At 37.9% G+C, this 12,565-nt stretch carries 12 protein-coding genes, 1 pseudogene and 1 riboswitch; of the genes and pseudogenes, 12 read left to right on the top strand and 1 reads right to left on the bottom strand.

The window, feature by feature from the left end; translation table 11 throughout:
- The first annotated feature begins 37 nt into the window (after window positions 1-37).
- From AAFN87_RS13155 to AAFN87_RS13105, 11 genes and pseudogenes are all read left to right on the top strand, one after another.
- The gene (locus tag AAFN87_RS13155) at window positions 38-1,210 is read left to right on the top strand and encodes an acetyl-CoA C-acetyltransferase (protein WP_347791542.1); all 1,173 of its coding nucleotides are present in this window, start codon (window positions 38-40) and stop codon (window positions 1,208-1,210) included.
- A 160-nt stretch (window positions 1,211-1,370) separates the two neighbouring features.
- On the top strand, window positions 1,371-3,152 hold the full coding sequence (locus AAFN87_RS13150; RefSeq protein ID WP_347791541.1) for an acyl-CoA dehydrogenase family protein: 1,782 nt from the start codon (window positions 1,371-1,373) through the stop codon (window positions 3,150-3,152).
- Window positions 3,153-3,251: 99 nt separating this feature from the next.
- Window positions 3,252-3,608, top strand: a complete 357-nt coding sequence (locus tag AAFN87_RS13145) for an arsenate reductase family protein (protein WP_347791540.1) — start codon at window positions 3,252-3,254, stop codon at window positions 3,606-3,608.
- Between the two features lie 77 nt (window positions 3,609-3,685).
- Window positions 3,686-4,066: a glycine cleavage system protein GcvH gene (gene gcvH, locus AAFN87_RS13140; RefSeq protein WP_347791539.1), complete on the top strand. Its 381-nt coding sequence runs from the start codon at window positions 3,686-3,688 to the stop codon at window positions 4,064-4,066.
- A 260-nt stretch (window positions 4,067-4,326) separates the two neighbouring features.
- Window positions 4,327-4,644 (top strand): toprim domain-containing protein, encoded by a 318-nt coding sequence (locus tag AAFN87_RS13135; protein ID WP_347791538.1) that lies wholly within the window; start codon window positions 4,327-4,329, stop codon window positions 4,642-4,644.
- A 10-nt stretch (window positions 4,645-4,654) separates the two neighbouring features.
- Complete coding sequence (locus tag AAFN87_RS13130; protein ID WP_347791537.1) at window positions 4,655-4,957, top strand: thioredoxin family protein; 303 nt, start codon at window positions 4,655-4,657, stop codon at window positions 4,955-4,957.
- Between the two features lie 62 nt (window positions 4,958-5,019).
- Window positions 5,020-5,123, top strand: a riboswitch (SAM riboswitch).
- Between the two features lie 87 nt (window positions 5,124-5,210).
- Entirely contained in the window at window positions 5,211-6,236 is a 1,026-nt protein-coding gene (locus AAFN87_RS13125) for a methionine ABC transporter ATP-binding protein (protein WP_347791536.1), read from the top strand.
- The gene (locus tag AAFN87_RS13120; RefSeq protein ID WP_347791535.1) at window positions 6,229-6,897 is read left to right on the top strand and encodes a methionine ABC transporter permease; all 669 of its coding nucleotides are present in this window, start codon (window positions 6,229-6,231) and stop codon (window positions 6,895-6,897) included. The genes AAFN87_RS13125 and AAFN87_RS13120 overlap by 8 nt, the downstream gene beginning before the upstream one ends.
- A 43-nt stretch (window positions 6,898-6,940) precedes the next feature.
- Window positions 6,941-7,801 carry a MetQ/NlpA family ABC transporter substrate-binding protein gene (locus AAFN87_RS13115; RefSeq protein WP_347791534.1) on the top strand — a complete coding sequence of 287 codons (861 nt, stop codon included), beginning with the start codon at window positions 6,941-6,943 and terminating at the stop codon, window positions 7,799-7,801.
- A 521-nt stretch (window positions 7,802-8,322) separates the two neighbouring features.
- Window positions 8,323-8,582: pseudogene (locus AAFN87_RS13110) on the top strand (transposase family protein); the annotation flags it as partial.
- A gap of 503 nt (window positions 8,583-9,085) precedes the next feature.
- Window positions 9,086-10,243: a dicarboxylate/amino acid:cation symporter gene (locus tag AAFN87_RS13105; protein ID WP_347791533.1), complete on the top strand. Its 1,158-nt coding sequence runs from the start codon at window positions 9,086-9,088 to the stop codon at window positions 10,241-10,243.
- Window positions 10,244-10,329: 86 nt separating this feature from the next.
- Here AAFN87_RS13105 and gltC read toward each other — a convergent pair whose 3' ends face one another.
- Window positions 10,330-11,232: a glutamate biosynthesis transcriptional regulator GltC gene (gene gltC / locus AAFN87_RS13100; RefSeq protein WP_347791532.1), complete on the bottom strand. Its 903-nt coding sequence runs from the start codon at window positions 11,230-11,232 to the stop codon at window positions 10,330-10,332.
- Window positions 11,233-11,774: 542 nt separating this feature from the next.
- Here gltC and sufC point away from each other — a divergent pair.
- Complete coding sequence (sufC, locus tag AAFN87_RS13095; RefSeq protein WP_347791531.1) at window positions 11,775-12,554, top strand: Fe-S cluster assembly ATPase SufC; 780 nt, start codon at window positions 11,775-11,777, stop codon at window positions 12,552-12,554.
- Window positions 12,555-12,565 lie beyond the last annotated feature (11 nt).

Below are 12,565 nucleotides of genomic sequence, written 5' to 3'. Positions count from 1 at the left end.
TGCTAGTTTGGCTAGCTTATAAGGGGGATACATCATTATGCGTGAAGCCGTAATTGTAGCAGGTGCGCGAACGCCGATTGGAAAAGCGAAAAAGGGGTCTCTTGCAACTGTTCGTCCAGATGATTTTGGAGCAGCCGTTGTCAAAGAAACATTAAAACGAGCAGGCTACGAAGGACCAATTGATGATTTAATTATGGGTTGTGCAATGCCAGAAGCAGAGCAAGGAATGAACGTTGCGCGTAATATTGGCGCGCTTGCAGGACTGCCAGATACAACGCCAGCACTAACTGTCAATCGTTTCTGTTCATCAGGTTTACAAACGATTGCCTATGCAGCTGAACGCATTATGCTTGGGCATTCAAAAGTAATACTTGCAGGTGGTGTAGAATCGATGAGTATGATTCCGATGACTGGTAATACAGTTCGTCTCAACCCAAAACTTGCAGAAGAAGCACCGCAATATTATATGAGCATGGGCCATACAGCGGAGGAAGTAGCAAACCGATATAATGTAAGCCGTGAAGACCAAGATAAATTTGCCGTTCGTTCACATGAATTAGCTGAAAAAGCGATTAAAGAAGGCAAATTTAAAGATGAAATCGTACCCGTTGAAATCGTTCAGCATTATGTCGATGCTAATAATAAATTGCAACAAAAGAAATTTATTTTCGATACAGATGAAGGGGTTCGTCCAGATACATCTCAAGAAGGCTTAGCCAAATTGCGCCCAGCATTCAATGTCAAGGGCTCTGTTACTGCAGGGAACTCTTCTCAAACATCAGATGGTGCTGCTGCCGTTTTAGTGATGGATCGTGAAGAAGCAGAAGCACAGGGTATACAGCCACTAGCGAAGTTTTTAGGCTTTGCAGTTGGCGGGGTTGCACCAGATGTTATGGGTATAGGCCCAATTGTTGCTGTACCGAAAGCATTGGCAATTGCAGGTTTATCACAAGATCAGATTGATTTATGGGAGATAAACGAAGCATTTGCCTCGCAATCACTACAAGTAGTGCGCCACTTAGGCATCGACGAAGAAAAGGTAAATGTGAATGGTGGAGCGATTGCACTCGGACATCCACTTGGTGCAACAGGAACTATTTTAACATTGAAGTTAATTCATGAATTAAAACGTCGTGGTAAAAAGTACGGCGTAGTCACAATGTGCATTGGCGGCGGAATGGGTGCTGCAGGTGTGTTTGAAATTCTGTAATAAATTTTTAAAATAATTGTATTAGCTTGCTAGAACAGCGCGGATTACATGTCCTAAATGCCTCCGGATGAGTAGTCCAGCTTTTCTCTCTATATTTTATGAATAATGATTCACATTGAATGGACAATACAATTTACTTCATATTAAGGGGGAATTTTTTATGGAACAAACAACAAACATTATTAAAGGTGGTAGCTTTTTAATAGAAGACGTGGAAATTTCGCGTGTAATTACACCAGAGGATTTCACAGATGAGCAAAAAATGATTGCAAAAACAACTGAAGAGTACGTAACAAACGAAGTATTACCAGTTGTTGAAAACTTAGAGCATCATGAGTTTGAACATTCAGTACGTTTATTAAAAACAGCAGGTGAACTTGGTTTACTTGCAGCGGATGTACCAGAAGAATACGATGGGCTTGGTTTAGATAAAATTTCTTCTGCGCTAATTGCTGAAAAAATGTCAGTAGCAGGTGGCTTCTCAATTACACACGGCGCACACGTAGGGATCGGTTCTTTACCGATCGTATTATTCGGTAACGAGTCACAAAAGAAACAATACTTACCGAAACTAGCGTCAGGTGAGTTAATTGCAGCTTATGCATTAACTGAGCCAGGTTCAGGTTCTGACGCATTAGGTGCAAAAACGACGGCAAAATTAAACGAAGCAGGTACACACTACGTATTAAACGGCGAAAAACAATGGATTACAAACGCTGGCTTTGCTGATGTATTTGTTGTGTACACAAAAATTGATGGCGAAAAATTCACAGCATTTATCGTAGAAAGAGCATTCCCAGGTGTTTCTGTTGGTCCAGAAGAAAAGAAAATGGGAATTAAATCGTCTTCAACTCGTACGTTGATTTTAGAAGATGCTGAGGTACCTGTAGAAAATCTTCTCGGTGAAATTGGTCGCGGTCATATTATCGCCTTCAACATTTTAAACATTGGTCGTTATAAACTAGGTGTTGGAACTGTAGGTGGCTCTAAACGTGCATTTGAGCTTGCTGTTCAATATACAAATCAACGTCAACAATTCAAAACACCAATTTCAAGCTTCAACTTAACAAAAGAAAAATTAGCGACAATGGCATCACATATATACGCATCCGAATCACTAAACTACCGTACTGTAGGCTATTTTGAGGATACTTTAAGCCAACTTTCTGACGAAGAACAAAAAGACGGTAAAGCGATTGCGGCTGCAATTGCAGAATATGCAATCGAGTGCTCAATTGCAAAAATCTTCGGTTCGGAAACATTAGATTATGTAGCAGACGAAGCGGTACAGTTGCATGGTGGCTACGGATTTATGGCTGAATATGAAGTAGAGCGTATTTACCGTGATTCTCGTATTAATCGTATTTTTGAAGGTACAAACGAAATTAACCGTATGATCATTCCTGGCACATTTATGAAAAAAGCATTGAAAGGTGAGCTACCATTACTTCAGGTAGCGCAAAACCTACAATCAGAGCTTCTTATGTTAATTCCAGAGGAAATTGGCGATGAGCCGTTAGCACAAGAATTATACCTAGTAAAAAATGCGAAGAAAATTGGTGTGTTAGCAGCAGGTGCAGCAGCACAGGCATTCGGTGCAAAATTAGAGTCTGAACAAGAAGTGCTAGTAAATATCGCAAACATTGCCAACCAATTATACGCAATGGAATCAGCAGTCATTCGTACGCAAAAAGCAATCGAGCGTGACGGTGTAGAAAAAGCAGCTCAAAAAATTCTTTACACAGAAATTTTCTGTCAAGAAGCATTTGCAGAAATCGAAAAAGAAGCTAAAGACACAATTTTAGCTTCAGTAGAGGGCGATGCAGCGCGAATGACGTTATCTGCATTACGCAAATTAACGCGCAACAACCCGTACAACTTAATTCCTAAAAAACGTTTAGCTGCTGCGAAATTAATTGAGGCAGAAAAGTATATCGTGTAATAAACAAAGCTGGGTGTAAAATATACACCCGGTTTTTTTTGCCTTTCTAGCATACTATCCAGTACAATAGAAACAAAGATGAACTAAAGGAGTACAAGTATGACGATTCAATTAATCCAATATCCAAAATGTTCGACTTGTAAAAAAGCACAAAAATGGCTAGATGAAAACGGCATTGCTTATGAATTAACTCATATCGTAGAACAAACACCGACAAAGGAACAGTTACGCCAGTTTTACGACATAAGCGGCTTGCCATTAAAGAGTTTTTTTAATACATCAGGCATGAAGTATAAAGAACTTGGTTTAAAAGATAAACTCCCTAATATGACCGAAGATGAGCAGTTAGCGCTTTTAGCATCAGACGGCATGTTAATTAAGCGTCCAATAGTGACGGATGGTAAAAAAATAACGCTTGGTTTTAAGGAGTCTGACTTCTTGGAATCATGGAAATAAAATGAATAGTATCTTGTTTTTGCTGTAGAAATATGGCAAACTGAATTTGAATGAACTACATATATGGAGGGGTTTTCATGAGCACACCAAAAGAATTACGTTACTCAAAAGATCACGAGTGGGTAAAAGTTGAAGATGGAAAAGCACGTATTGGTATTACACATTTTGCACAAAACGAATTAGGGGACATCGTTTTCGTTGAACTACCAGAAGTAGGCGACGAGCTACAACTGAACGAAACATTCGGTAACGTAGAATCTGTAAAGACGGTTTCTGAACTTTACGCACCGGTATCAGGTACAGTTGTTGAAGTAAACGAAGAGTTATCTGATAACCCAGAGTTCATTAATGAATCTCCATACGAGCAAGCTTGGATGGTTGTAGTAGAACTTTCAAACCCTTCAGAAGTAGATGAACTATTAACTTCTGAACAATACGCTGAACTAATCGAAGAATAATACATGAACACCAAAACCTATAGCAGGTTTTGGTGTTTTTAATTGGGGTTCTATTATCAGACGCCCCTCAGAAAGCGCACAACAGGAGCGGAAATCAGCCCCAAGTTACGGTGATGTACTAATTTGTAGGATGGTTTGGAGGAAGCTGATATACTTATTTCTACGCTTTCGAAAAAATAATCTACCGGCCAAATTTCATTAACAAATAATATTGTGATGTTAAATTAATGATATAAATCTGCTTTTAAAAGGGGGATTATATGATTTGCATAATTGTAGAAGGCCGTTCTGATAAGCTAAAGCTTGAGCAAGTGCTAGCACAAGAAGCGGTTATTTTATGTACGAACGGTACGATAAGTGAAGACGCATTGCTTGAACTTTTAGAACCCTATGAGTATCTTGATTTTTATACGTTATTTGATGCCGATAAATCGGGAGATAAACTACGAAAACTTATGAAAAGTGTGTATTCAGATGCAGTGCAGCTTGAAATTCCTAAACAATATTTAGAAGTTGCAAATACGCCTAAAGAAGTTTTAGCTGTGCTATTAAATGAATTGAAAATAAAAACGAAGTAGGATGGGAATAATGGAAGAATGGTCGATAAAACAGTGGCAAACATATGCGAGCAGTGCTGATATAACAGCCTTTTATTTATATACGCCGATGTGTGGTACATGCGCTGTCGCTTCAAAAATGATGGACGTTGTAGTAGAGTTGCTACCTAACGTTCCTATAGGCATGGCAAATATAAACTATACAAATAACTTAGCTTTTGATTTGGAAATTGAAAGTGTTCCTTGCCTACTTATAACAAAAGATGGAAAAGTGACAGAAAAGGTTTACGCATTTCAATCTGTAACTAATTTATATGCTATATTAAAAAAATAATTGACGAGTATTTTCTATCGTGATAAAGTAACATTCATAATTAATCAAAATAAATAGCGTTACTCTTATAAAGAGCGGTGGAGGGAAGTGCCCTATGAAGCCCGGCAACCATCACATATGTGAAAAGGTGCCAAGTCACACAAAGTTATACTTTGAAAGATGAGAGAACGGTCTTGCGTATACAATCTTTGCGAAAGCCTTTCTACTAATTCAAAGTGGAGAGGTTTTTTTGATGGATAAAAGGAGCAATGAAATGATTCAACTAAATAATATTACGAAAGTTTATAAAACGAAAAACGGTGAGTTCACGGCTGTCAATGATGTAAACTTATCGATAAATAAAGGGGAGATTTTTGGCATTATTGGTTATAGTGGTGCCGGAAAAAGTACAATGATTCGTTTGCTAAATGGTTTAGAAAAGCCAACGACGGGATCTGTCATCGTGAATGGAGAAGATATAGCAGTAATTTCAGGTAGCAAATTACGTGCCGCACGTCAAAAAATTAGTATGATCTTCCAACATTTTAATTTACTTTGGTCACGTACTGTTGAAGAAAATATTGCATTTCCACTTGAGATTGCGGGTATACCTAAAGGGGAACGAGCAAAACGGGTGGATGAGTTAATTGAGCTTGTTGGATTATCTGGTCGGGGGAAGGCGTATCCTTCGCAGTTATCTGGTGGTCAAAAACAACGTGTCGGTATTGCACGTGCACTAGCGAATAATCCTGAAGTCTTGCTTTGTGACGAAGCAACTTCTGCGCTCGATCCAGAGACGACAGAATCAATTTTAGAGCTATTACTTGATATAAATAAAAGATTAGGTTTAACGATCGTACTCATTACACACGAAATGCATGTTATTCGTAAAATTTGCCACCGTGTTGCAGTAATGGAGGCGGGAAAAGTTGTGGAGCAAGGGGCTGTTTTAAGTGTGTTCCAAAGTCCACAAGCTGAAATTACGAAAAAATTCGTATCGCAAATATCAGATTCTAATGAAACGAAGGAATCGATTGAGCAAATTTTATCGAATTATCCTACAGGGAAAATTGTTCGACTAACATTTATCGGTCAAAAAACGGAGCAACCAATTATGTCGCAGCTTATTAAACAGTTTAACGTAGAAGTAAATATTGTACATGGTACGATTTCACATACGACAAGTGGCCCATACGGAACGCTAATTGTACAAATTGATGGAGAGAAAGAAAATGTTGAGGCAGCTCTTAACATGCTTGCACAGCACGAAATTCAAACGGAGGTGATTGAACATGCTTGAGCAATTATTTCCGAATGTTAACTGGGAAACGATGGTGGAAGCCGCATATCAAACAATTTATATGACATCTATTTCTACTGTCGTTACATTTGTGTTAGGACTAGCTATCGGGATTGTTTTATTTTTAACGAGTCCAAATCAAGTATGGGCAAGTAAAATTGTTAACTTTTTAACAAGCTCAATCGTCAATATATTCCGTTCGATTCCGTTCATCGTATTGATCATATTATTAATACCAGTTACGAAGCTTTTAGTTGGTACAATTCGTGGAACAAATGCCGCTTTACCTGCATTAATTATCGGAGCTGCTCCATTTTATGCACGTATGGTATTGATCTCTCTAAAAGAAATTGACAAAGGAGTCATTGAGGCAGCCCGTTCAATGGGAGCAAAGACATCTACGATTATTTTTAAAGTATTAATCCCAGAATCTCTGCCAGGACTTCTTTCGGGAATCACGGTGACAGCGGTAGCGCTTGTTGGATATACAGCGATGGCAGGTATCATCGGTGCGGGCGGTTTAGGGAACTTGGCCTTTATTGAAGGTTTCCAACGTAGTCGTGATGATGTGACATTAATGGCAACAATCATTATTTTAATTATTGTTTTTATCATTCAGTGGATTGGAGATGCGATTACAGCGCTCGTCGATAAACGATAATTAGTTAAAAATAGCAAGTTTAGTATAGTGAGGGAAAGAGCAGATGAAGAAGTTTTTATCATTATTTCTACTTTTATCCGTAGTCGTATTAGCTTTAGCGGCTTGTGGTAAAGGTGAAACAGTAAAAGAAAACGAAAATGATACATCAAATAACGAATCTACAACTGGAAAGAATACGTTAGTTGTAGGAGCTTCAAACGGTGTTCACGCTCTTATTTTAGAAAAAGCAAAACCAATTTTAGCTGAGCAAGGTGTAAATTTAGAAATCCGCCGATACCAAGATTTCGTTATGCCTAACCAAGATTTAGACTCTGGAGATTTAGATGCAAACTATTTTCAACATATTCCCTATTTAGAAGATGAAATTGCAAGTAAAGGCTATAATTTTGTTAATGCCGGTGGTGTTCATATCGAACCAATCGGTATTTATTCCAAAGAATATAAATCAGTTGAAGACCTTCCTAAAGGAGCTACCATTCTTATTTCAAACTCAGTTACAGACCAAGGTCGTATTTTAACTTTACTTGAAAGTTTAGGGTTAATAAAATTAGCTGATGGTATTGATAAATCAGCCGCTACGATTTCAGACATCGTTAAAAACCCAAAAAAATTAGTAATTGATGCTGACTCACCAGCGGAAATGTTAGTTGCGTATTATGAACAAGATGAAGGAGACGCAGTAGTTATTAACTCCAATTACGCCATCGATGCACAAATTAATCCGCTTAAAGAGTCAATTGCCATTGAAAGTACTGATTCTCCTTATGTAAACGTAGTAGCAGTGCGTAAAGGTGATGAAAACAAAGAGTCCATTAAAAAATTAATGGATGTATTACATTCTAAAGAAGTACAAGACTATATCCAATCCGAATGGAACGGGGCTGTAGTTCCTGTAAATGAATAATAAAACTCAAGAAAACTCCTAGTGACCATTTCACTAGGAGTTTTTTCGTGCGTGAAATAGAAAGTTAACTAAAAATAACGGTTCTATAATATTTGTTGGGGTATACACACAATTTCGTACAAAAAAAGCACAAGCTCACTCTTTTTTATTTACTTGAATTGACGAGAAACAAGTAAAGGAAAGGTGAGTTGTGCTATATGAATATTAACATGAATATCCCAGGATTAAAAAATGTCATCATTGATCAGATAAAAGAACGCAAAGGAGCGTATCGTATTTTCTGGTTCATCACTTTAACTTGGGGTTGATTTCCGTTCCAAATATATTTGCGACGAAAGCCTTGCGACAGGAGCAGTTGAGCGCTTTCCGGGGGGCGTCTGATGAGCCGCTTCCCTCGCAAGCTCAGTCCAGGGTCTCATCTAGGACGCTAATCCCCCAGGAGTCGCCCAACCTCCACTCCAATCAACACTCACATTTTTTTATAAATTGCCATCCCTGATTTTTGTTGAGAAATTTTTATACAAAAAAAACGTACTTGCCCGGCTTCTGGTCAAAAAACAAGTAAAGTACATGATTATCGGATGCAAAAAATTAAGCACTTAAAAAGGGTTGAACGCTTAAAATTTTATTTTATAAGCGCCGTCGCTATGCCTGCATATGTGGCAAACGGTTTTCCGAGAACACAACTTTTAGAGACCGCTATCAGCGCTTTTCTAAGGAATGGAATCAGGTTGTTCGGATTCGTTCAGTGAAGGCGAAATCGTTTAAAGAAGCAGCTAAGGTAATATTTCTAAAGTCATAAAAAGAAACGCCTATGGTTTTCGAAAGTTTGAGCATTTTAAAGCAAAGATATTATTGAATTATGTATATAAAAATGTAGGAATGCATCTTGGTTAGAAAGATTACGTTGATTGGAGCTCAGGGCAGCCGACTTCTGCGGGAACAGCACGTGCGGAAAATCAAATTGTTTCGGTCCCATCCGAAACAATTTAGTTAGAGCCGTGCCCGCGAAAAGCGTGCTGCCCTGAGCGGAAATCAACCTCTTTCGCAAGAAAGAGTGCAGTGAAAGTATTCACTACACCCCAACTCTTGAATTAGAACCAAAATAACGTGTATTTTTGGTTTTTAGCATGTAACTTTACCTTCATTTGAGAAGAAATAAAACAACAGAATATTAGTAAAATTACGACTAATTTAATACGTATTCCTTTTCGTGTTTCACTATGTTAAAGTGCTAGTATTACATCTTAGACATACACATGTGTTTTTAGGGAGGACATTTCAATGAAGTTAAAAATTGGTTTGCTGGCCCGTATATTGATTGCGATTGTACTTGCGGTTGTAGTAGGTAGTTTTGCACCAGAATGGTTTGTACGGATATTTGCAACATTTAACGGTTTATTCGGAGGGTTTTTAAACTTCGTCGTGCCGCTTATTATTATAGGTTTTATTGCACCTGGGATAGCGCAGCTAGGAAAAGGCTCGGGTAAACTTTTAGGACTAGCGACATTTTTCGCATACTCCTCAACAATTATTGCAGGCATACTAGCTTATTTTGCAGCAAGTAATGTATTACCGATGTTTATTTCTCAACAATCTAGTGCGGATATAAGCGATCCGACGAGCTTTTTAGCTACGGCATTTTTTGAAGTAGAAATGGTGCCAATTATGGATGTTATGGCTGCATTATTATTTGCCTTTATTGTAGGCGTAGGGATGACGGTCATTAAAGGTGATGTTTTAAAACGCGGTTTTGAGGAATTAAATACAATAGTGGAAAAATTGATTTCTACTATTATTATTCCGCTATTACCATTTCATATTTTCGGGATTTTCTTAAATATGACGTTCGCGGGACAAGTAGCAAAAATCTTATCTGTATTTGCAGTCGTATTTATACTAATAATTGCACTGCACTGGACTATGTTAATTATCCAGTATACAACTGCTGGTTTACTAAATGGTAAAAATCCTATTAAATTATTAAAGGTGATGTTACCTGCATATTTCACAGCACTCGGTACACAATCATCCGCAGCGACGATTCCAGTAACGCTTCGTCAAGCACAACAAACAGGTGCTACTAAAAAAGTAACAGACTTTACAATTCCACTTTTTGCGACAGTTCATTTATCAGGTTCAACAATTACGTTAGTAACATGCTCCATCGGGGTTATGCTAATGAATGGCGTTGATTTTAACTTCAACTCAATGCTTGGGTTTATTTTAATGCTTGGTGTGACAATGATTGCTGCACCTGGTGTTCCTGGGGGAGCTGTTATGGCTGCACTCGGTTTACTTGGAACGATGCTTGGATTTGATGAAACGATGATCGCTCTTATGATTGCATTGTATATGGCACAAGATAGCTTTGGCACAGCGACTAATGTAACAGGTGATGGTGCACTGGCGATGATCGTCGATAAATTCCATAAAGAATAATAAAAACTGTCTCGCTACAATAGTAGCGGGACAGTTTTCCTGTTTTACAAACAAATTAAAAGCCACTTTAAAAAATAGCTTATATATTATTGAAATTGAGTTAGTCTTGAGAAGAAATCATTCACAAATTTTAAAAAAACTTGTTCAGAAGGTGCGAGCTCACGATTTGTTGGATAAATGACACCGACAGTACGGCGAATTGCTGGCATTGCAATCGGTACTTTAACCGTTAGACGAGGAGAAGAATCATAAAACGAACTCTCCGGAAGTAAAGTCACACCTATACCTGCAGCAACAAGCCCCTTCAATGCATCCATATCCTCTCCTTCCGACGTAACATTCGGTAAGAAGCCGGCAGATTTACACGCATCGACAGCTACTTTATTCAAAATATAGCCTTCTGGAAATAACACGAAATCGTCATTCCGTAAGTCTACCAAGTTTATTTGCTCGTTTTTTGCAAGGGGGTGGGTTGCAGGTAGTAAAGCATGTATATTTTCACTAAATAATACAGTTGCATTAATTTGGCCATCTTTTGGTGGGATAGGACCGAGTAATGCTAAATTCAACTCGCGGTTTTTAACGGCGTCGATCAAAAATTTATAAGAGCCTTGACGCAACTGAAAAGCCACGTTAGGATACTCCTTTTTAAAGGCAGAAATGACTGTAGGTAGAACATAACTTGCTAAACTTGTTGGGAAGCCAACCTTAATTGTCCCTTTTGCAGGGTCTAAAAATTCATCTACTTGTTTAACAGCAAAATCGATTGCTTTCAAAGCAGCAATACTATGCTCTAGAAAAATTTTCCCTATCGGTGTTAGCTTTACATTGCGCCCGATTCGTTCGAAAAGGGGGGTACCTAGTTCTTCTTCTAAGTTAGCGATTTGTCGACTAATTGCGGATTGAGCAACATGCAAATGCTCTGCTGCTTCCGAAATGTGTTCACGTTCTGCTACTTCTACAAAGTAACGTAATTGGCGTAATTCCAAGTTTTGCACCTCGTTTATCTCGCTTTTAGATTAATTTCAACTCAACCTATACTTATTATGTTATTTTGAAAACTTCGAAATGTAAATACTATTAGGAAATTTCAAGTTATTTTTACGTATTTTTCATCTGAATAATAAAGAAAATGTGTTAATAAAAAAAGGCCTCTAATTAAATATCGTCTATTAATACTCACTAGGAATAAATTTGCCTTAGTTTTTAGTGTAAAAAAATCCTTTTTAGGAAATATATGAACTAATACGAGTTGAGGTACGTTAAACTGTCTATTTATGCGGTGACAATAACCGAAAGGAATGAAAAATATTCTCAATAAAGCATTGTCCATTGAAAATAGAAAATTCGTGAATAAGCAAGTAGATTTTGACTGTAGTTTTATATGCTAACGTTTTATGATATATAGTTCTAGTTATTTAATTAAAATAATTCTAAACTATTTGCAACGAAACTTCTTTTCAGTTAAGATTGAACATGACAATAATTCTGCAATGGAAAACCATGCAAAGAACATTATGGAGGTAATTTAATGGCAACTTTAGAAATTAAAAATCTTCACGTTGAAATCGACGGTAAAGAGATTTTAAAAGGTGTAAATCTTACTATCAACACAAACGAAGTACACGCAATTATGGGTCCTAACGGTACTGGTAAATCTACGTTAGCATCTGCAATTATGGGTCATCCTAAATATGAAGTAACACAAGGTGAGGTTCTACTTGACGGTGAGAACGTCCTTGAAATGGAAGTTGACGAACGCGCGAAAGCTGGTCTTTTCCTAGCGATGCAATACCCATCAGAAATTAATGGTGTAACAAACGCAGACTTCTTACGTTCAGCAATCAATGCTCGTCGCGAAGAAGGCGATGAAATCTCACTAATGAAATTCATCCGCGAATTAGACAAAACGATGGACTTTTTAGAAATGCCAGAAGAAATGGGTCAACGTTACTTAAACGAAGGCTTCTCTGGCGGTGAGAAAAAGCGTAACGAAATTTTACAATTAATGATGATTAAGCCTGCATTCGCGATTCTTGATGAAATCGACTCCGGTCTTGATATCGATGCACTGAAAGTTGTATCTAAAGGTATTAACGAAATGCGCGGCGAAGGATTCGGCTGCTTAATGATCACTCACTACCAACGTTTACTGAACTACATCACACCTGATCATGTACACGTAATGATGCAAGGTAAAGTTGTAAAATCTGGTGGCGAAGAGCTTGCACAACGTTTAGAAGCAGAAGGATACGACTGGATCAAAAAAGAGCTAGGTATCGAAGACGAAACTGTAGAAGCAGAAGCATAATTAAGGAGGAC

Source organism: Solibacillus sp. CAU 1738 (genome assembly GCF_039888725.1).
GTDB lineage: Bacteria > Bacillota > Bacilli > Bacillales_A > Planococcaceae > Metasolibacillus.
Note: the sequence above shows the minus strand (reverse complement) of the source record. Positions and strands in the feature narration are given on the sequence as shown.